The following is a 20,784-nucleotide window of genomic DNA, read 5'->3' on the forward strand; positions in this document are numbered from 1 at the left end:
CGAGGGTGAGCAGAACATGAGCACTGACAACGGCAACCGGCCCACCTCCCTGGACCAGGCGGTCCACGACGGCCAGGCCCCCTACCACCGCCGCGCGCTGACCTTCTACGACCTGGTCGTCTTCCGCGGCAGCGCGCCGCTGTTCTGGCGGTGCTCGCCGCGGAACTTCCAGCAGATGTACGACACCTGCCTCGGTGCGAAGCACCTGGAGATCGGCGTCGGCACCGGGTACCTGCTGGCGCACTCCCGGTTCCCGGTGTCGAACCCGCACATCACGCTGGCCGACCTCAACCCCAGCACGCTCGACTTCACCGCCGAGCGGCTCGCGCACTACCGGACCACCAAGGTGGTCGCCAACGCCCTGGAGCCGCTGCCGGTGCCCGCCGAGAGCCAGGACTCGGCCGCCCTGAGCTTCCTGCTGCACTGCATCCCCGGCAGCCTGCGCGAGAAGGGCGTGGCCATCCGCCACGCGGCCGCGGCCGTGAAGCCCGGCGGCACGGTCTTCGGCAGCACCGTGCTGTCGTCGGGGGTCCCGGTCACCGGGGCCGGCCGCTGGCTGATGAACAACCTCAACGCGAAGGGCGTCTTCCACAACGACCAGGACGACCTGGAGGACCTGCGCGACCAGCTCAAGCAGTCCTTCGACGACTTCGACCTCGTCGTGCGCGGCTCCGTCGGCCTGTTCCGGGCCCGCAAGGCCTGAGGCGTGGGCCCCGGCCCCGTCCTCACCGCTCCTCACCGCTCCTCCCCGCCCCACCGCCCCGTTCCCGGAAGGACCCGACACCATGTCGACACGCTGGTACCCGATCGAGGAGGCCGACGACTCGCTGTTCGCCACGGCCCCGCTCTACCACGCCCGTTCGGTCGAGGTGCCGTTCTCCGCGGAGGAGACCTGGGCGGCCCTGACCGGCGACGGCGTGTCCAGCTGGACGAAGGGCATGCGGCGGCTCACCTGGACCTCGCCCCGGCCGTTCGGCGTCGGCACCACCCGCGAGATCGAGATGGACGGTGACTTCACCCTCCGCGAGCGCTTCTTCCGCTGGGAGGAGGGCACCCGCAAGACCTTCAGCGCGACCGAGGCGACCCGCCCGATCTTCCGTCACCTGGTGGAGGACTACGTGGTCGAACCCACCGAGAACGGCGCCCGGTTCGGCTGGCGCTGGGCGGCCGAGCTGAACCGCCCGTGGTCGTTCCTCCAGGGCCCGCTGGACCGGTTCTTCTTCGCCCCCACCGGCCGCTCGCACATCGACGGCCTGCCCGCCTACATGGCCTCCCGGCACGGCGCCGCGCACCGCTGAGCACCCGGCCCCAACCCCCGCCCCCGAACGAAAGAAGAACCGAATGTGCGGGATCGCCGGCTGGATCTCCTTCCAGCACGACCTCGAACGTGAACTCCCCGCCCTGACCGCCATGACCGACACCATGGCCTGCCGCGGTCCGGACGCCGCCGGCACCTGGCTGTCCCGGCACGCCGCGCTGGGCCACCGCCGGCTCGCCGTCATCGACCTGACCGGCGGCGCGCAGCCGATGGTCGTCGAGACGCCGGACGGCCCGGTCGCCATGACGTACAGCGGCGAGGCGTACAACTTCACCGAGCTCCGGGACGAACTCCGCCGCCGGGGGCACGAGTTCCGCACCTCCAGTGACACCGAGGTCGTGCTGCGCGGCTACCTGGAGTGGGGGCAGGGGATCGCCGACCGGCTCAACGGCATGTACGCGCTGGGCATCTGGGACGGCCGCGTGGAGAAGCTGGTGCTGCTGCGCGACCGCCTGGGCATCAAGCCGCTCTACTACTACCCGACCGCCGACGGCGTGCTGTTCGGGTCCGAGGCGAAGGCCCTGCTCGCCCACCCGGCGGTGGAGCCCGTGGTGGACGCCGACGGCTTCCGCGAGCTGTTCGGGTTCGTCAAGGCCCCCGGCCGCGCGGTCTGGACGGGCATGCACGAGGTCAAGCCGGGCGCCATGGTGACCGTCGACCGCTCGGGCCTGCGCGAGCACGTGTACTGGCGGCTGGAGGTCACCGAGCACCGGGACGACACCGAGGCCACCGTCCGGCGCGTCCGGGAGCTGCTGGAGGACAGCGTGGCCCGGCAGCTGGTCGCCGACGTGCCGCAGTGCGTGCTGCTCTCCGGCGGCCTCGACTCCAGCGCCCTCACCGCCCTGGCCGCCCGCCGCCTGGCGGACGGGGGCGAGCGGGTGCGGACCTTCACCGTCGACTTCGAGCAGCCGGACGAATTCCGCCCCGACGACCTGCGCGGCTCGGCGGACGCGCCGTTCGCCCGCGCGGTGGTCGAGCACGTCGGCGCGCAGCACCACGACATCCGGCTCGACCACCTCGAACTGGCCGATCCCGAGGTTCGCCGGGCCACCGTGACCGCCCGCGACCTGCCGTTCGGCTTCGGCGAGGCGGACAACTCGCTGTACCTGCTGTTCAAGGCGATCCGCCGGCACTCGACGGTCGCCCTTTCCGGGGAGTCGGCCGACGAGATCTTCGGCGGCTACCCGTGGTTCCACCTGCCGGCGGTCCAGCAGACCGCGATGTTCCCGTGGGTGACCGCCTCCGGCCTCGGTCCGCGGAAGCACCCCACCAAGCTGATCGACGCCGGGCTGCTGCTGGGGACCCTCGACGTCCCCGGCTACTGGGCGCAGCGCTGGAGCGACTCGGTCGCCGCCATCCCGGTGCTGGAGGGCGAGGACGCGCACGAGCGGCGGATGCGCGAGTTCTGCCACGTGCACCTGACCAGCCTGCTGGGCCTGCTCCTGGACCGCAAGGACCGGATGAGCATGGCGGTGGGCCTGGAGGTGCGCGTGCCGTTCTGCGACCACCGCCTGGTGGAGTACGTCTACAACACCCCGTGGGCGATGAAGACCTTCGACGGGCGGGAGAAGAGCCTGCTGCGCGCGGCGGTGCGGGACGTGCTCCCCGCGTCGGTGGTGGAGCGGGTGAAGGCCCTCTACCCGCACACCCAGCAGCTCGCCTACGTGGGGCAGTTGCAGCAGCAGGTCGGCGAACTGCTGTCGGGCGGCCACGAGGCGGTCGAGTTCTTCGACCGGGCCGCGCTCGCGGCGGCCGCGGGCGCCCGGCCCGAGGCCGTCGACCGGGACGAGCGCGAGGCGTTCGAACGGGTCCTCGACCTGGCCGTCTGGCTCGACCTCTACCGCCCGACCATCAAGCTCTCCTGAGGAGTCGCACCATGCCCGTCGACAACGACGTCTACAACACCCACTCCTGGTGGCACGACGACCAGCCGTTCGCGACGCTGGAGGCCTTCACCCCGGCCCGGTTCGCCTACTTCCAGGAGGTCCTCACCCAGCGGCTGAGGCTGGACCTCAAGGGCCTCAAGGTCCTCGACGTGGGCTGCGGCGGCGGTCTGCTGGCCGAGCTCTTCGCCGGCGCCGGGTGCCGGGTCACCGGCGTGGACCCGTCCGGCCCGTCCCTGGAGGCCGCCGGCGAGCACGCCCGGCAGTCCGGGCTGGAGATCACCTACCAGCAGGGCTTCGCCGAGGAACTCCCCTTCGCCGACGGCACGTTCGACCTGGTGTACTGCTGCGACACCCTGGAGCACGTCACCTCCGTGGACCGGGCGGTGGGCGAGGCCGTACGGGTGCTCAAGCCCGGCGGCCACTACCTCTACGACACCATCAACCGGACGTTCCGGTCCAAGCTGGCGATGATCAAGATGGCGCAGGACTGGAAGTCCGTCAGCTTCGCGCCCAAGGACCTGCACGACTGGAAGAGCTTCATCAAGCCGGCCGAGCTCCACGCGGTGTTCCGCGCGCACGACCTGACCAATCAGGACCTCGTCGGATTCGCCTCCACCCGGCCGCAGTTCGAGCTGCTGAAGGCGATGCGCCGCCGGGCCCGGGGCGAGATCACGTACGGCGAGCTGGGGCGGCAGTTCCAGCTCGGCGTGCACAAGGACACGTCGGTGATCTACGCCGGCTACGCACGGAAGGCTGCCCAGTGACCCTCACCACCGCCCCCGACGTCCGGGTCCCGGTACTGATCGTCGGCGCCGGCCCGGCCGGCCTGACCGCCTCGCTGGCGCTCTCGCGCTACGGCGTCGCGCACCTGGTGGTCGGCAAGTACCCGGGCACGGCCCACACCCCCCGCGCGCACCTGCTGAACCAGCGCACCGGGGAGATCCTGCGCGATCTCGGCGCCGAGGACCAGGTGATGGCCGAGGCGACCCCGAGCCCGCTGCTGGCCAACCACGTCTTCATGTCGACGTTCGCCGGACCCGAGGTGAGCCGGCTGGACGCCTACGGCAACGGCCCGGACCGCATCGGCGACTACCTGGCGGCCAGTCCGAGCACGATGTGCAACCTCGCGCAGCACCGGCTGGAGCCGCTGCTGGTCGAGCGGGTCCGGCAGGCCGCGGTCGGCGAGCTCCGCTTCGGTCACGAGTTCCTGCGCATGGAGCAGGACGAGGACGGGGTCACGGCCGTGGTCGCCGACCGGCAGTCCGGCCTGGAGTACACCGTGCGCGCCGACTACGTGATCGGCGCCGACGGCGCGAAGAGCCGGGTGATGGAGCAGGCCGGACTCACCGTGGAGGGTGCCACCGGGCTGGCCAAGGTCGCCTCGGTCTGGTTCGAGGCGGACCTCTCGCAGTACTGCGAGGACCGTCCGGCCATTCTCTACATGGGCGCCGTGCCCGGCAACCCGCCGGAGGACGGCCGGGTGTTCGTCAGCATCCGCCCCTGGAACGAGTGGGTCTACCTGCGCTTCCTCGACCACGGCGCGGAGTTCGACCGCGACGACCACGAGGAGATCCTCGCGCACATCCGGGAGAGCATCGGCGACCCGTCCGTCGAGGTCCGGATCAAGAACGTCTCGCCGTGGGAGGTCAACGCGGTCGTCGCCCCCCGCTACGCGAACGGCCGGGTGTTCTGCGTCGGCGACGCGGTGCACCAGATGCCGCCGACCAACGGCCTCGGGCTGAACTCGGCGGTCGCGGACTCCTTCAACCTCTGCTGGAAGCTGAAGCTGGTGCTCGACGGCTCGGCCTCGCCCGCACTGCTGGACACCTACCAGGCCGAGCGGCTGCCGGTGGGCGGACAGATCGTCGACCGGGCGGTGCGCAGCATGCTGGACTTCCTCGGCATCCCGGCCGCGCTGGGCTTCACCGCCGGGCAGGACGCCGCCGAGCAGTGGGAGCTGCTGCGCGGCCTCGCCGACGACACGGAGGAGGCCGCCGCCCGGCGGGCCGCCCTGGCCGCCGCGACCGACCGGATCAACTACCAGGTCAACGCGCACGGCGTCGAGATCGGCTACCGCTACCGCAGCGGTGCCCGGGTCGACGACGGCACGCCCGAGCCGGTCGGCGACCGGGACCCCGAGCTGTACTACCAGCCCACCACCTGGCCCGGCGCACGTCTGCCGCACGCCTGGCTGGAGGACGGCGGCCGCCGCCGCTCCACCCTGGACGTGGTCGGGCGGGGCCGCTTCGTCCTGCTCACCGGCCGCGGCGGCGACCGCTGGCACGATGCCGCCCGCGAGGCCGCCCGACTCACCGGGGTGCCCGTGACGGTCCGGACGATCGGCTCCGCCGAGGGCCTGCGCGACCCGTACGGGGCCTGGGACCGGCTGCGCGAGGTCGACGCCGACGGCGGCGTCCTGGTCCGCCCGGACGGACACGTCGCCTGGCGCGCCCGGACCGCCGACTCCGCCGGCGAGCTGCCCAAGGTGCTGGCCGCCGTCCTGCACGCGCCGGCCGGCCCCGCGGTCTGAGCCGCCGCCGGGCGGCCCCTTCGGGGGGACGCCGAGGCCGGTCGGTCCGACAGTGCGTCGGACCGGCCGGCCTCCCCGGGTGGGGAGGGGACGGTCAGACGGCGCCCATGGGGTACCAGCAGATGTTCATCTGGACGTTGCCGTTCGCGTTCGCGACGTCGTCGATGTCCTCGATCCAGACCTTGGCGGTGGCGTTGCGGGCGAGCGGGACGGTCATGTTGTCCCAGACTCCCTGGGTGTTCTGCCGGGTCTTCTTGCCGTGGGCGACGAGGTCGAAGTAGTAGGTCATCCCGGGGGCTTCGACGTAGACCCGGTGCTTGCGGCCGTGCTTCTCGTCGTCGCTGAACCACTCGTAGCTGGCGGCCTCGACCACCAGGAAGCCGTTCCGGTCGGCCGTCATGGTCCACTTGCTGGTCGAGCGCGGCTTGACGGACGACGTCGGGTAGTTCTTCCGCGTCGGGCTGCCGAAGAGTGCGGTGGCGAAGGAGACGCTGCCGTTGGCGGTGAGGGTGCCGGTGACCTTGACGGTCTTGTTGGCGGTGAGCGGTCCGTTGGCGGTGAGCTCGCCCTCACCGGCCTGGGCCCCGGCCTTGGCGGTGAGCGCGCCGTAGACGGTGATCGCTCCGCCGTTCTGGGGGATGCTCAGGCCCGCGGTGCCCTGGAAGAGCAGCGTGTCGTTGACCTTGATCGCGGTGCCCGCGGTGGGGTGTGCCAGGGCGGCGGCCTTGAGCGTCTTGTCCGACTTGACGGTCAGGCCGTCGTTCGCCGTGATCACTCCGCCCGCCGTCACCTTGCCGGCTTTCAGCTCCTTGTCGGACTTCACGGTGACGTTCCCGTCCGCCTGCAGTTCGCCGCCGACGGTCAGCTTGCCGGACATGGTGACGTCCCCCTCGAAGGCGGTGTTGCGGGCCCAGGTCTTCCTGGCGTTCTTGTTGTCCGCCCAGAAGGTGTCCGTCACGGTGACCTTGTCGGTGGCGGAGAGGGTCTTGGCGGCGATGTCGGGGTTCTTCACCGTGACGGTGGTGGACAGGTAGTGGTGGACGTCCTTGCCCTGGGCGTCCTTGGTGCGGGCGTCCAGGACGAAGGTGGTGGTGTCGGTGAGGGGGCCGACCGGGTGGCTTCCGCCGGAGACTTCGATCGGGGGGCGGTCGTCCCAGGCCAGCCAGTAGCCGGTGCCGGCCTCGCTGCCCTCCCAGCGCAGGACGACCGTCGCCTTCCCGTCGTTGACGATCTGGGGCCTCTCGGCGGCGAAACCGCGGAAGTGGAAGGCCGACGGGCTTTCGAGGTGCTTCTCCACGGGGTCGGTGCTCACGGTGCGGTCGGCCCAATCGTCGCTGGTGGCGGGGGTCGTGTGCTCGGTGATGGTGAGGGCGGCGTGGCCGGGGGTGCGGACGACGGGGATCGCCGAGACCTTGAGGGTGAAACGGCGGGTGGCGTCGAAGGTCACCTGGTTCCCCGGCCCCTCCGGGGTGCACGTGAACACCACGGCCTCGTCACCGCGCTGCGGCACGATCAGCCAACTCCCTTGGCCCCCGTCCTGGTTGCCGTCGAGGGGGGCGGGGCTGCTGGCGAGGTCGGCGGCGGTCGTCCCCACCGGGAGGGAGACGGTGATGGACCGGCATCTGACGTCCGCGGCGCCGTCGGGCTTGGAGAAAGTGAGGCTGAGGACGCCGTTCTTGGTCTTGCTGGGTGTCGAGACGGGAAGCGGGTCCGGGCTTGGCACGCACTCGACCCGCAGCAGGCCGGGCGGTCCTGCGGCCGCGTCGAAGGGATCGGAGGGGGAGGTGTTCGGCAGCACTCTCGGATACTCGGGTGAGGACCTGATTTCGTCAACAACTCCCGCTGGTGCGCCCGAGGTTGGATGTCTGCGCCGTGTCAGAAAGAGAATGCTTTCGATCGGATCACCGAAATTCTCGGAGAGTTTCGATCAGTCCGGGAAGTCATGGCTCCGCCAAGATGTATACGTGCGACCATGGGCGCTGCTCCTCGACCAGTGATCATCAGCCGTACGGACTGAGGGAGTTCGCCATGCCCGTGGAAGCCGTCTTCTTCAATGTGGGGCAGGGCGACTGCACCCTGTTGATCTTCTACGCCGACGGCAAGGACACCCAGGGCGTGGCTTCGGTCCTGATCGACTGCGGGAGCATCAAGCGCCAGGGGCACAAGGGCGGCGGCCCCCTGGCGACGGCCGGGTCCATGTCGGAGCGGGTCATCGAGAAGATCGACGGCTACCTGAAGAACCTGAAAACCCCGAACACCATCGACTACCTGATCCTCAGTCACCCCGACCGCGACCACTACCGCTACGTCCAGGACCTCGTCGCGCCGGTCGACACGGCCACGAAGAAGCGCCGACTGCGCTACACGATCCGGAACATCCGGTACACCGGGAAGCCCGGCGACTACACCAAGGACATCCTGGGGCACGGCAAGGGCCTCAACCTGATGCTCAAGAACTGGACCACCTACGGTCGCGACGGCTCGTCCCACACCATCGCCACCGAGCCGGTCGAACAGGACATGCCCGCCACCCCGCTCCTGCTGCCGCTCGACGGCCTCCCGGACGGCCCGACCACCCCGAAGCTCTACGTGATCTCCGCGAGCGTCTCCAAGACCCGCACCACCGCCAGCGTCGCCGCCAAGAAGCGCAGGACCACCGGCAGCACCCTGGCCCGCCTGGAGGCCCTCCCGCACGGCTTCTGGCCGCTGGGAGGCAGCAAGCGCAAGGCGGACGCGCCGACCGCGGAGAGCCAGGCGAACACCGACTGCATCGTGCTGATGCTCCAGGGAGCCCCCGACAAGGACGGGAAACGGCAGAAGGTCATCCTCACCGCCGACGCCGGCGAGGAGACCGAGGACTACCTGGTGGCCAGGTACAAGGACGACCCCGACCTCAAGCGCGAGGCCGGCTCCTGGTTGAAGGTCGGTCACCACGGGAGCAGCTACTCCTCGACGGCGCCCTGGGTCCGACTGATCAACCCCGACGGCCTGTTGGTCAGCTCGGGCACCCGGGAGTTCGGCGGCACCGGGATCCCCGGGTTCGGCCACCTCCAGCGGATCGCCGACGACCGGCACAAGCCCGCGCCCACCGTCACCCCGAACCCGGCGGACGGCGAACTCCCGCGCGTGGCCTACTACGGGCAGTCCGGCGACGTCATCAAGGGCACCGGGCCGTACCACTACCGGGACCAGGTCGGCGTCGCGGGCGTGTGCACCACGCTCAACAACGTCAAGGACGCCGCGACCGGCAAGAAGCCCGACCCCCGCGGCTGGGACTGGCACCTGACCATCGACCCGGACGGCACCCCGGGCACCTACCGGCTCACCTACAAGTAAGGAGAGTTGACCATGGGGCTGTCCGTTGCGGCACTGCGCGCGAGGATCGAGGCGTCCGACGGAGGCGCCTTCACCCTCGGAGCCGCCGACCTCGACCTGCCGACCGCGGGCGAACTGTTCCAGCGGCACCTGGGCGCCGGAACGCTGAACCTCGCCCGGTCCGTCGCGCTCACCGAGGAGTTGAGCGTCGCGGGCGAGCTGCTGCTCTCCGGCGCCGCCACACCGCTGCCCGCCCTGGTGTGGTTCGCCACCGACCGGGACCCTGACGACCCGGCGGCCGGTGACGACGACGAGGCCCTGGTCACCGGCCTGCAGATCGACGTCTCGCTGCCCGACTTCACCGTGCCCGCCGGCCACCTGGACCGCGAGCTGGATCCGGCGGTGCTGCGCACGGTGGGCTTCGACACCCTCCACCTGCTGCTCGACGCCACCGCCGCCATCGACGACGACCGGACCGACGACCACGCCCGCCCGCGCAACGGCATCGGCGCCGAGTTCCCCCTGCCCGGCGCGGGGCCGCAACAGCGCGGCTACGCCGTCGGGTTCTGCCCGGAGCAGGCCGGGTGCGCCTGGAGCCTGGCGGGCGACTTCGCGGACGTCCCGCTGCGCGACCTGGCCGACCTGGCGGTGCTGGGGCCCGGCCTGGGGGCCGGCGACTTCGCGATCCCCGAGGAGTTCGGCCGGATCGGCCCGCTGGCGATGAGCGGCCTGTCCGTCACCTTCCACCCCGCCGACCAGGCCCGGGGCATCACCGCGGCGATCGTCTCCGCGGGCGTGCGGATCGAGCTCGACACCACCTTCGACCTGTTCCCCGGCGCTCTCGGCGTGTCCGGGCTGTTCGCCGAGTTCACCGTGACCCACGTGGGCCGCCCCCGGGTGCGCAGCCTCTTCGGCGGCACCCTCACGCTCGCCGGCGACACCGAGGCGCACGCCGAGGTCCGGTTGCCCGACTTCCGGGCGGTCGCCCGGCTGCTCGCCCCGGTGCCGCTCGCCCCGCTGGCCGCCGCCTACCTCCCGGGCCTCGGCCTGCCCGAACTCACCGTCTCCGAGCTGCGCTTCGAGGGGACCGCCGGCAAGGGCGCACCCGCGTTCGGCCTGGACCTCTCCGTGGAGGGCCCCTGGGAGGTCCTGCCCGGCCGGGTCGCGCTGACCGACCTCGACCTCGCCCTGACCGTCGACGGTGACGGCTGGACCGGCGAGCTGGAGACGGCCTGGCAGCTGGGCGGCGGCCAGGTCGGCGTGTCGGCCGAGTACCAGGACGGCGTCTGGCGCTTCCTCGGCCAGGCGACGGGCCTCACCCCGGCCGACCTCTTCGGCGTGTTCGAGGCCGACGTCCCGGCACTCTTCGACGAACTCGAACTGCTCTCGCTGTCGGTGGAGTTCGACGGCTCGGGCGAGGAGATCGCGCTGGGCGGTGCCCTGGCGTTCCCGATCGGCGAGGCCGACGCCGTGCTCACCCTCACCACGGTGCTCACCCGGCGCCCCACCGGTGGCGGCTACGAGAAGCAGGTGACCGGCCTGCTCACCGTGGTCGTCCCGGGTGCGGGCACCGAGGAGCCGGACGGCGGGGAGGAGCTGCTCGGGGAGGACCTGCGCCAGGAGGACGCTCCGGCCGGTGTACGGACGGCCGGGCCGCGCACCCTGGTCTTCGCCGTCGACTACCGCGAGGACGCCACCGGCACCACCGTCACCGGCACCTGGTCCTCCCCCGAAGGGGTCCGCCCGACCGATCTGGTGGCCGCGCTCGGCATCGACCTGCCCCGACTGCCCGAGGCCCTGGAGCCGGCGCTCACCGCCCTGGCCGTCCGATACGACTCCGCCACCGGCCAGGTGCTGCTCACCGCCACCACCGAGCACACCGGCTGGGTGTACGCCACCCGCCCCGGCTCCGGCCAGGGCAAGCCGCGCCGCACCACCGCCGCGGCCCGGGTACGGCTGGACGCCCGCGCCTCCGGGCTGCCCCTGGTCGGCGACGCCGTCCCGCCCGGCTCGGACCTGGCGCTGCCCGGGCTCGCCGTCACCTCCGCCCCCGAGGGGTGGAACGACCAGCAGGCCCGCGCCCTCAACACCCTGCTGGACGGGCTGGACGGCGCCGCCGAACGCCGCCTGCCCCGCTTCGCCGTCGGCGAGGCGGCCCGGCCGGGGGTCGCGGTCCAGATCGAACTGAGCATCGGCGGCGAGCCGCAGGACCCGCTCGTCCTGCCGGTCACCTCCCCGCCCGGGCGGGCGCTCACCGCGCGCGGCCCGATCGCCGCCCGTGCCATCGCCGCCCGTGCCCAGGAGGACGGCTCCGCCCGCGAACTCGGCGTCGTGCTCGGCCCGGTGCGGCTGCACCGGCTGGGCGTCGCCGTCGTCGACGGCCGGCTGGTGATCGCGCTGGACGCCACCATGGCGGTCGGCCCGCTCACCGTCGACCTGCTCGGGCTCGGCTTCGGCCTGGACACGGACTGGTCCCTGACCCCGACCCTGCGCGGCGCGAGCCTGGCGCTGGAGCGGACCGGCCCGCCCCGGGTGGTCATCGCCGGGGCCTTCACCCGGATCGACGCGGGCCCGGACTTCGAGCCGGCCTTCGCCGCCGCCGGACGGATCGAGATCCAGGACCTCATCGTCCTGCAGCTGGCCGGGAGTTGGGCGCGCAACAAGGCCGGCTGGGACTCGGTCTTCGGCTACGCCGAACTGGTCGCCGGCCGCAACCGGATCAACGGGCTCTTCACGGTCGGCCCGGTGACCTTCACCGGCGTCGTGCTCGGCTTCGGCGTCAACAGCACCGTCCGGCTGCCCGCCACCCACGAGGTGAGCGAGTTCCCCTTCGTCAAGCGGCTCGGCGCCGCGCCCGGCGAGCCGGGCGGCGAGGTCGAGAAGCTGTCCCCGACCGAGGCGCTGGACCGACTGGTCGGGCAGGGCGGCTGGGTGACCCCGGCGCAGGGCCAGTACTGGGTGGCCGGCGGCATGGAGTTCACCGTCTACCGGTTCATCCAGGCCCGCGCGGTGGCCCTGGTCGAGTGGGGCCCGGCCGGCTGGAAGGCCGTCCTGGCGGGCAGCACCTCGCTCGCGCTGCCGCCCACCCGTGGCGCCGGCGGCACCGCGGCGCGGCGGGGCGAGCTCACCCCGCACGGCGAGGCCGCACCCCAGGGCGAAGCCGCACCGCTCCTCTTCGGCAAGCCGCTCGGCCAGGTCGTCGTCGACTTCGTCTTCGCCTACGACTCCGCGCTCGGCCGCTTCTCCATGGACACCGTCATCGCCGAGGGCTCCTACCTGCTGGACCCGCAGGCGAAGCTCACCGGCGGCGTCTCCCTCTACGTGTGGGGCAAGAGCCTGCCCGGCGTCCCGAAGGGCTTCGTGCTCACCGCGGGCGGCTACCACCCGCGCTTCCGCGTCCCCGCGCACTACCCGAGGCCGCCGCGGATCGGCTGGCTGTGGGAGCGCGGCCCGGTGTCGATCCGGGCCGAGGCCTACGCCGCGCTGACCGACGGCGCCTTCATGATCGGCGGCGAGCTGGCCGCCGTCTACGACAACGGGCACGGCATCAACCTGCGCGCCTGGTTCACCGCCTACGTGCACGCCCTGGTGCAGTGGAAGCCGTTCTACGCCGACCTCGCGCTCGGCCTGCGCATCGGCGTCGCCGCCACCGTCAAGGTGCTCTTCGTCCGGATCCGGGTCTCGCTGGAGGTCGGCGTCGACCTCCAGCTGTGGCTGCCGCCGATCGGCGGCCGGGCCAAGGTCAAGGTCTGGTTCATCTCCTTCACCCTCGGCTTCGGCGCCGACCGCAAGGGCGCGCCGGCCGCCGACTGGGAGGAGTTCCAGCTCCAACTGCCCGCACCCTCGCGCGCCGCGCTGAAACAGGGCGGCGAACTTCCCGACGTCACCGAGGCGGAGACGGCGGCCCGGCAGGCGGCGGCCGCCCCGGAGCTGGTCCGGATCGACGGCTTCACCACGGCCGTCGAGTCCGCCCTGCCCGCGTCCAGGATCACCCTCAACGGCGACCTGTTCGCGGGCAGCGACACCGCCCGGATCGACATCCGGCCGATGAAGCTCACCGGCGTGGTCTGCGAGCAGATCGTCGAGATCCTCGACGAGCAGGGCCGGCGCTACGGCTGGCAGGAGGCCGGCTGGGAGATCACCGCCTCCCGCGAGGGCCTGCCGCAGGCGCTCTGGGGCCGGCCGCTGGCGAACCCGAACCAGGCGCTCGACCAGGACGGCCTGGTCGACGGCTGCCTCACCGGGCTGACCATCGACGTCCCCGGCCCGACCCGGCAGCTCGGCGTCGGCCCGGTGCCCTCCGCCGCCCTCGACGTCGAGGGGCTGCCGCCCGGCCGGATGCCGCTGCGCGACGGGTCCGTGGCCGGGCCCGCCCCGGTCTTCGAGGAGGACGGTGTCGGTGTGATCACCCGCACCCTCACCGGGGCGGCCGCCGAGCGCACCGCCGTGCACGACGCGCTGGCCGCCCTCGGCCTCGCTCCGGGGAGCGACGGCCCGCTGGACCGCACCGCCGAGCTCCTCGGCCACTCCCTGACCGACGCCCCGATGCTGACCGAAGCCCAGAGGTGACCGCCGTGCCCACCCGCCCCGACCTGGACGTCAGCTTCTACGACCACCTCGTCCCCAAGGCCACCGCCGGCGTCTACACCGTCACCGTCGAGCACCGGCTCAGCAAGGACGGCCGGCCCCTGGACACCGCCGCCGAGCTCCCCCCGGCCGAGGGCCGGTACGAGATCCGCGCGGCGCGCTTCCACCTCGACCCGAGCTCGGTGCACGCCCTCTACCCGGCCGCCGGCGCCGCCGGTCGGTACACCCACGTGCTGCCGCACGTCACGCTCACCCGCGCGGTCCTGCCCTGGGAACGGACCCTGGCGAAGCGGTCCGTACCGGCCCCCTGGCTGGCACTGCTGCTGCTCGCCGAGGGGGAGGCGCTGGACGACCCCGCCGCCGCCGGCGAGTTCACCGACCGGCCGGTCGGCGAACTCCGGCGCCCCACCGAACCCGGCACCGTCGGGCCGGAGTTGGGCGGGGACATCGACGACACCCTGCCCTGCCGGACGATCGACCTGCCGATCGGGGTGTTCCACGCGATCGCCCCGCGCAAGGCCGAACTGCTCGACCTCACCCACGTCCGCGACGTCGAACTCGCCCCGCAGCGCCGGGACGACGGCGAAGTGCTCACCGAGGGCGCGTACGCCGTCCTGGCCGCCAACCGCTTCCCGCGCACGCCCGGGAGCTACGCCGTCCACCTGGTCTCGCTGGAGGGCCACCTCGACCGGCTCGAACCCGGCACGCTCGCGGACGCCGGGCACATCCGGCTCTGCAGCCTGTGGTCCTGGTCCTTCACCAACGCCCCCGACGGCACCCTCGACCCCGGCACCCTGCTGCGCGACCTGGTCGCGCCCGGCACCGCGGACCCGGAGCGGCTCGCCCTGCGGCACACCCCGCCCGCCGGCGGGGGCGACACCGCCGCCGAGCGCCACATCCGCACCCGGCTGCACCACGGCTACACCGCCCTCCCCCAGCGCACCCTCGCCGGGGAGTCCACGTACGCCTGGTACCGGGGCCCGTTCACCCCGCTCACCGCCCCCGAACTGCCGCGCGAGGCCGTTGAGGGCCCGCACAGCACGGCCGACCACGCGCTGGTCTACGACCCGGCGTACGGCGTCTTCGACGTCAGCTACGCCGCCGCCTGGACGCTCGGCCGCACCATCGCGCTCGCCGACCCCGAGTACAGCACCGAGATCGTCGAAGCCCGGCGGGCCCTGGCCAACCGCGCCGCCACCCTGGCCGCGCTCGGCGCCGACCCGGTCCGGGCCCGGCAGGACCCGGACGCCCTGCCCGGCGACACCGCCCTCGGCGCACTCGCCGCGGCCGGCCTCGGTGCCCGGCTGGTCCAGGCCCTCGGTGGCGAGCCGCGCCGCGCACCGGCCCCGGCCCCCGCCGCCCGGACCGCCCGCGTCCGACCCGCCCGCGTCCGGCCCGCCGCCCTGCTCGCCGACCCGCGCGCCCGCGCCTCGCTGGCCGCGGTCGCCGAGGCCGTGACCCCGACCGCGCCGGACTGGCTGGAACGCCTGGCCCTGCTGCGCGGGGTGCCCTTCCCGCACCTGGTGCCCGATCCGCGTCTCCTGCCGCCGGAGAGCCTGCGGGCGTTCCGGATCGACGAGGGCTGGATCGAGGCGCTGGTCGCGGGCGCCGCCGACGTCGGCGCCCACACCTCGACGGACCACGCGCTGGCGCCCCTGCTGCGCGAACGCCGGTTCCGCGACGGCACCCGCCTGCCCGCCGCCGGGCTGCTGATGCACTCCGAACTCGTGCGCGCCTGGCCGGTGTTCGACCTGATCGCCACCCGGGCCGGCGAACCCGTCGAGGAACTGCGCCGGGACCACCTCGCCCCCGACCTCCTGCTGGTGCTGTGGGACGCCGTCCCGGACTCGGTGAGCATCCGCGAGCCGGGCCAGGGCATCCACTTCGGCGTCAACTCCGAGGCCCGGATCAGCCTGCGCCACCTGATCGGCAGCGCCGTCGGCTACCCGACCGGCACCGAGTTCCCCGACCCGGCGAGCGGCCGTACCGTCTTCGACCACCTGCGCCCGGGCCAGGGCGGGCGCCTGCCGGACGTGCTCACCCTGCACGGCGACGGCGGGCTGCTGCCGGCCCTCGCCACCGCCTGCGGGAGCGACCTGTCACCGGGGCGCTTCGCCCTGCAACTCGTCAACGCGCCGCTGGAGCAGCTGCTGCTGCCCGCTCCCCGGACCGACCTGCCGTGCGAGGCGGACACCTTCGTCCAGTACGGCCAGGGCCCGGTCGACGGCACCCGCCACGAGCTGATGGTCAAGAACGAGGGGCCGGCCAGCTCCGTCACCAGGATCGCCTACCTGCGCTTCGACGCCACCGGGCTCCCGCCCGCCGACCGGATCGCCCGGGCCGTCGTCCGGGTGCACGCGGCGGCCAGGGACGCGGGCGGCTTCGACCTGCTGCTGCACGGTACCGGCAACGACTGGGCGGAGTCCGCGCTCGCCTGGGCCGACCGCCCCGAACTCTCCGCGCAGCCGCTCGCCCGGGCCCGCCTGGGCGCCGTCGACGCCTGGACCTGGCTGGAGTTCGACGTCACCGACCACGTCCGCGCCCGCACCGGCGGCCGGGTCTCGGTGGCGCTCACCAAGGCCCAGGCCGCCCGGGAGCTCGCGGTGATCACCTCCCGCGAGGGCACCTCGCACCGCCCCGCCCTGATCGTCACCACCACGCCGACCTCGAACGCGGGGGACTCCGACCGATGAGCGACACCGACCTGATCGTGCCCGTCCAGGTGCACGCCCTGCTGGTCAACCGGAAGGTGCGCACCCTGCACCCCTTCCACCGCCCCCAGCCGAGCTTCGACCGGATGCTCGGCACCCAGCCGAAGACCAAGGGCCGGGGCGCCGCCGAACCCGAGGCCTTCACCGGAGGCAAGGAGGTCGGCGGGGACGCGGGCTTCGAGGGCGTGCACCTCCAGTGGCAGCTGCCCGAGGCGCTCACCGACGGCTTCGTACCGGACGACGGCCAGGACACCCACTTCCCGCTGGTGCCCAACCGCTGGCTGGTGGTGCGCTACGCGTGGGTGCGCGGCGCGCGCAAGGTCCGCGGCTGGGTGGTGCACAGCGACTACCTGTACTCGGACGACGAGGGCGCCTCCTGGGACGACAAGGAGGCGATCAACAGCTTCGTCGACCCGCGCCGCGAGGAGCCGGAGGTCGACTGGCTCGGCCGCCGCCACGTGCTGACGCCCGGCACCCCCTGGCGGGAGCCGGAGGCCAAGCGGTCGCTGTTCCTGAACGCCGCCGGCGCCGGACTGCCCAACTTCGCCGCCTTCGAGCCGTACCACGAGAACGTGTTCGCCCTCCACGACGACCTCCAGGACCTCAGGGACCCGGCACACGGCGACAGTTACCCGCCGGACGCCGAACTCTCCTACCTGGTCGCCGGGTGGTACAGCGACACCGACCACGACTTCCTCCGCGCGGCGGCCGCCGTCCCCGGGCTGCTGCCGCCGGACGCCTCCCCCGACTCCGCCGCCGAGGTCGTCGCGGCGCTGGGCTGGACCCTGGCCGGGCGCGGCGCCGCCGTCGCCGGGGGCCTGGGTGCGGCGGCCGGGCACGGCGTCGAGCACCTCCTCGACCACCAGGACGACACCTACTACCTGAGCGCGAACGCCCCCGTGCGCTCGGACCGGATCACCGTCGACCTGGGCACCGTCCAGGACGTGAGCTCGCTGCGCGTCCTGGCCGGCGACCCCGACGACGCCCACCTGCTGCCCGCCGTCCGGATCCAGACCTCGGTGGACGGCACCGACTGGCCCGCCGCGCACCACCAGGACTACGACGCCGGCACGCCCGTCCTCGAGTACTCCCCCGCCGCGCCCGTCCGGGCCCGGTACGTCCAACTGTGGCTGCTGGAGGCCGGACCGGAGCCGGTCGCCGTCCGGACCTTCGAGGTGACCGCCGCACCGGCCCTCGGGCGCAGCGTCTACCACGGCACCGCGCTCGGCCTGGAGTGGCGGCACGACGGCGACGCCCCCGAGGACAGTCGGCCCGACCCCAACCGCACCGACGTCGCGTTCGGCCACAGCACCGGCGAGGCCGCGGCCGAGCTGTTCGACCGGCAGAGCGACCCGCAGCACGACTCGCCGCGCACCGCGCAGCTGCTGAACGCGCTCTACCACGGCACCCTGGACACCTTCGACGGCCCGGACGGCGACCGCGACCTCGCCGAGACCACCCGGCGCAGCTGGTTCTCCGGCAGCGAGGGCGGTCACCGCTGGCAGATCCTCGCCCGTCCCGATCAGGACCCCGGGGCCGGGAGTCGCCGGGCGCCGGCCGTCGCGCCGGAGTGGCTGGCCCGGCTCAACGCGGACCAGGCCGAACACGACTCCCGGCTGCGTGAACTGACCGAGCACCAGTGGCGGGTGTGGGCCCTGCACTGGCTGCGCCACCTGCCGGAGGGCGAGCGGCCCTCGCAGTTGCCCGAGGGGTTCGACGACGAGTGCGACCGGCTGCTGGAGCCCGCCAACGAGGGCCCGGCCAAGGACGCCGACGACGCCCTGCGACGCATCGAGGAACTCCGCGGCCTGATCCCGTGGCCCGAGCCCGGCCAGGACCTCCAGGACGTCGCCGACACCTGGGCCGCCGAGCGGGGCCTCGACCCGGGCCTGCAGCTCCGGCGGCAGCCCGGTGACGCCTTCTACAAGCCCGCCGAACCGGTCCTGCTGATCAACGGCAGCGGCGGCGGCACCGTCCCGCTCACCCGCGACCGCGACAACCCGCTGCCCTGCCGACTCGGCACCGACCTGCTGCGCGAGGTGATGATCGGCTCCTCCTGGAGCCCGGTCGAGGCGAGTCCGCCCGACCCCGGCCTCACCGGCCTGCCCGCCGCCTGCGCGGCACTGCTCAAGGAGTTCGCCCTCCTGGAGCGCGCCGCCCGCACCGCCGACGGCGCCCGCACCGCGCTGCACGCCGTCGTGGAGAGCCCGGCCACCCGCGCGCGCGGTCCGCTCGCCGAGTACACCGCGCCCTGGCGGCAGCCCTGGCTGCCGATGACGCTGATGTGGAAGCTCAGCTGGTTCCCCACCCCCTACCGCAGCGACGGCACCACGCACTGGACGTTCAGCCCGCCCGATGACGGCATCGACGCCCACCACTACACCTGGGACGGCACCGGCACCCTGGCGGCGGACTTCGAGAGCGAGGGCGACGTCCTCAACCGCCTCTTCCGCTCCCGCGCCTACCTCGCGCCCACCACGGTGTACGTGCTGCGCGAACAGCTCGCCCGCTACCGGGCCAGCCACCCGGGCGCCGACCGCGCCGCGCTGGCCGGACTGCGCCGGGAGCTGGAGCCGCTGGACGTGCTGTCGCAGACGCTCGACGGGTTCAACGACTGGCTGCTGCAGCTCGACGGCGGCGCGCAGGTGCCCGTCGAGGGCGCGGTCGCCGGGCTCGCCGGGCCGCAGAACCACGTGCCCGACCCGGCGACCGGCGCGTTCACCGACCGCCACCAGCCCATCCGCGCAGGGCAGTTGTTCCTCACCGACCTGCGCCTGCTCGACCGCTTCGGCCGCTGCGTCGACCTGGTCACCTCGGGCGACGAGGGCAACTGGTACGACCAGTACCCGGTGCTCACCGCCTCGGTCACCCCGAGCCGAGCGCTGTACACCGACCCCGCGCCGGTCAACCCCGAGCGGTTCGTCCAGCTGCCGCCCCGGCTGCTCCAGGACACCCGGCTGGCCTTCACCCAGGAGCCGTCCGGGCGCAGCGACGGCCTGGCCGGCTGGCTGCTGGTCAACCACCTCGACCAGGCCCTCGGCGTGTACGCACCGGACGGCGCGGCCGTGGGGGACGTACGGATCGTGCTCACCCCGGACTCCGGCGAGGCCGCCAGGTGCGTCCCGCTGCCGCACTCCCCGTACACCGGGCACACCGACCCCCGGCTCCTCGCCGACCATCCCGAACTCGCCGGTTTCCTGGCCGGGTTGATCGACCGGCCGGACTCGGCCGGGGCGTTCCGCGCGCTCGTCGCCACCGTCGACCGCAGCGTCGCGGGCATCGTCGACACCGCGCCCGAGTCCGGGCCGCTGCCCGCCCGGCTGATCGGGCGGCCGGTCGCCCTGGTCCACGCCACCCTCGACCTCGAACTCCACCACCAGTTGCCGACCGACCCGTCCTGGGACACCGTCCTCGAACCGGTCACCGGCGCCCACGAGGACGAGGACTGGAACATCCGGCTCGGCGACCCGGAGCGCCTCGACGACGGCCTGATCGGCTACTTCGCCGGCGCGCCCGGCGAGCGGGTGGACTACGGCCTGCTGCGCGCGCTCGACCCGGCCGCCGACAGCGACTACCTGGACCCGGTCACCGACGGCGGCGACCTCGCGCTGCCCGCGCGCCCGCCCGTCCGGCGCCGTTTCCGGCGCGTCACCATGATCGCCCACCCGCACCTGCCGGTGCACGCCACCACGGACATCCTGCCCGTGCACGCCCTGCGGCTGGACGCCGAGCAGGTGCACCGCGCGCTCGGCGCCATCCGGGCCTCGTTCCGGCTCAACCCGCTGCTCGCCACCACGCGCGACCTGCGCCGCCTCGACACCACCATGGCCGTCGACCCGGCGCACCCACTCGGCAACATCGCCGGACGCGCCCCGGCGGCGGCCGAGTTCCGCAGCCTCGGCGCACCGGCCGCCGGGAGCACCGTCGTGCTCGACCTCGGGTCGGTCCAGCGGCTCGCCGGGTACTCCCTGCTCACCGGCACGGCCGACGGCTCCCACCGGCCGGGGAACCCGGTGCTGGAGTACTCGGAGCGCGGCGAGCCGAACGGCTGGCGGCACCTGCCCTACGACGCCGAGCAGGCGGTGAACGAGCACACCCTCGACGAGGCCGTCCCCGCGCGGTACGTCCGCCTGCGCCTCACCACCGGCGCCGACGGCGTCTTCGGCATGCGGCGCTTCGCCGTCACCTGCGACCCGGACGACGCCGCCCTCCTCCTGCCGCCGCTGTCCGCCCGCTACGGCACCTGGAGCTGGGCCCAGCCGCAGGCGACCGCCACGGACGACCTGGACTGGGACGAGCGGCCGCTGTTCCCCGCCGACCACCTCAGCCACCCGGACGACCCGGCGCCCACCGCCCGGGCCGGCTACCTCCAGCTCCACCCGGCCGCGCCGAACCCCCCGGCCCGCTGACCCGCCGACCGCTCGTCCGCTGACCCGC

At 73.5% G+C, this 20,784-nt stretch carries 10 protein-coding genes; 9 read left to right on the forward strand and 1 reads right to left on the reverse strand.

Features of this window, described 5'->3' with window-relative positions; genetic code table 11:
• Nucleotides 1-16 precede the first annotated feature (16 nt).
• The 5 genes from ACFXOZ_RS20620 (at nt 17) to ACFXOZ_RS20640 (ending at nt 5,734) form a co-directional block, all read left to right on the forward strand.
• A complete protein-coding gene (locus ACFXOZ_RS20620) occupies nt 17-703 on the forward strand; it encodes a class I SAM-dependent methyltransferase (protein ID WP_375894657.1) in 687 nt (228 codons plus the stop codon).
• An 82-nt stretch (nt 704-785) separates the two neighbouring features.
• Nucleotides 786-1,298: an SRPBCC family protein gene (locus ACFXOZ_RS20625; protein WP_375894654.1), complete on the forward strand. Its 513-nt coding sequence runs from the start codon at nt 786-788 to the stop codon at nt 1,296-1,298.
• Between the two features lie 43 nt (nt 1,299-1,341).
• On the forward strand, nt 1,342-3,183 hold the full coding sequence (gene asnB, locus ACFXOZ_RS20630; protein ID WP_380525769.1) for an asparagine synthase (glutamine-hydrolyzing): 1,842 nt from the start codon (nt 1,342-1,344) through the stop codon (nt 3,181-3,183).
• 11 nt (nt 3,184-3,194) lie between these two features.
• Nucleotides 3,195-3,968, forward strand: coding sequence for a bifunctional 2-polyprenyl-6-hydroxyphenol methylase/3-demethylubiquinol 3-O-methyltransferase UbiG (ubiG, locus tag ACFXOZ_RS20635; RefSeq protein WP_375894649.1), 774 nt, complete (start codon nt 3,195-3,197; stop codon nt 3,966-3,968).
• Nucleotides 3,965-5,734 carry an FAD-dependent monooxygenase gene (locus tag ACFXOZ_RS20640; protein WP_380591863.1) on the forward strand — a complete coding sequence of 590 codons (1,770 nt, stop codon included), beginning with the start codon at nt 3,965-3,967 and terminating at the stop codon, nt 5,732-5,734. Before ubiG ends, ACFXOZ_RS20640 begins: the two co-directional genes overlap by 4 nt.
• Before the next feature lie 94 nt (nt 5,735-5,828).
• Here the strand turns inward: ACFXOZ_RS20640 and ACFXOZ_RS20645 are convergent, their stop codons facing one another.
• Nucleotides 5,829-7,532 carry a hypothetical protein gene (locus ACFXOZ_RS20645; RefSeq protein ID WP_380591865.1) on the reverse strand — a complete coding sequence of 568 codons (1,704 nt, stop codon included), beginning with the start codon at nt 7,530-7,532 and terminating at the stop codon, nt 5,829-5,831.
• Nucleotides 7,533-7,762: 230 nt separating this feature from the next.
• Here ACFXOZ_RS20645 and ACFXOZ_RS20650 point away from each other — a divergent pair, with 230 nt between their 5' ends.
• The 4 genes from ACFXOZ_RS20650 to ACFXOZ_RS20665 are packed head-to-tail and all read left to right on the forward strand — an operon-like array spanning nt 7,763 to nt 20,756.
• On the forward strand, nt 7,763-9,070 hold the full coding sequence (locus ACFXOZ_RS20650) for a ComEC/Rec2 family competence protein (RefSeq protein WP_380525763.1): 1,308 nt from the start codon (nt 7,763-7,765) through the stop codon (nt 9,068-9,070).
• A 12-nt stretch (nt 9,071-9,082) separates the two neighbouring features.
• On the forward strand, nt 9,083-13,618 hold the full coding sequence (locus tag ACFXOZ_RS20655) for a DUF6603 domain-containing protein (protein ID WP_380591867.1): 4,536 nt from the start codon (nt 9,083-9,085) through the stop codon (nt 13,616-13,618).
• A 5-nt stretch (nt 13,619-13,623) separates the two neighbouring features.
• Entirely contained in the window at nt 13,624-16,329 is a 2,706-nt protein-coding gene (locus tag ACFXOZ_RS20660; protein WP_380591869.1) for a DNRLRE domain-containing protein, read from the forward strand.
• Complete coding sequence (locus ACFXOZ_RS20665) at nt 16,326-20,756, forward strand: discoidin domain-containing protein (RefSeq protein ID WP_380591871.1); 4,431 nt, start codon at nt 16,326-16,328, stop codon at nt 20,754-20,756. Before ACFXOZ_RS20660 ends, ACFXOZ_RS20665 begins: the two co-directional genes overlap by 4 nt.
• Nucleotides 20,757-20,784: the final 28 nt, after the last annotated feature.

This window comes from Kitasatospora sp. NPDC059160 (assembly GCF_042755465.1).
In the GTDB taxonomy this organism is placed as follows: Bacteria; Actinomycetota; Actinomycetes; order Streptomycetales; family Streptomycetaceae; genus Kitasatospora.

Excerpts from the sequence above, each read along its gene's own strand:
- ACFXOZ_RS20655 (WP_380591867.1), top strand. The coding sequence starts at position 9,083 with ATGGGGCTGTCCGTTGCGGCACTGCGCGCGAGGATCGAGGCGTCCGAC.
- asnB (WP_380525769.1), top strand. The coding sequence starts at position 1,342 with ATGTGCGGGATCGCCGGCTGGATCTCCTTCCAGCACGACCTCGAACGT.
- ACFXOZ_RS20665 (WP_380591871.1), top strand. The coding sequence starts at position 16,326 with ATGAGCGACACCGACCTGATCGTGCCCGTCCAGGTGCACGCCCTGCTG.
- ACFXOZ_RS20650 (WP_380525763.1), top strand. The coding sequence starts at position 7,763 with ATGCCCGTGGAAGCCGTCTTCTTCAATGTGGGGCAGGGCGACTGCACC.
- ubiG (WP_375894649.1), top strand. The coding sequence starts at position 3,195 with ATGCCCGTCGACAACGACGTCTACAACACCCACTCCTGGTGGCACGAC.
- ACFXOZ_RS20620 (WP_375894657.1), top strand. The coding sequence starts at position 17 with ATGAGCACTGACAACGGCAACCGGCCCACCTCCCTGGACCAGGCGGTC.
- ACFXOZ_RS20625 (WP_375894654.1), top strand. The coding sequence starts at position 786 with ATGTCGACACGCTGGTACCCGATCGAGGAGGCCGACGACTCGCTGTTC.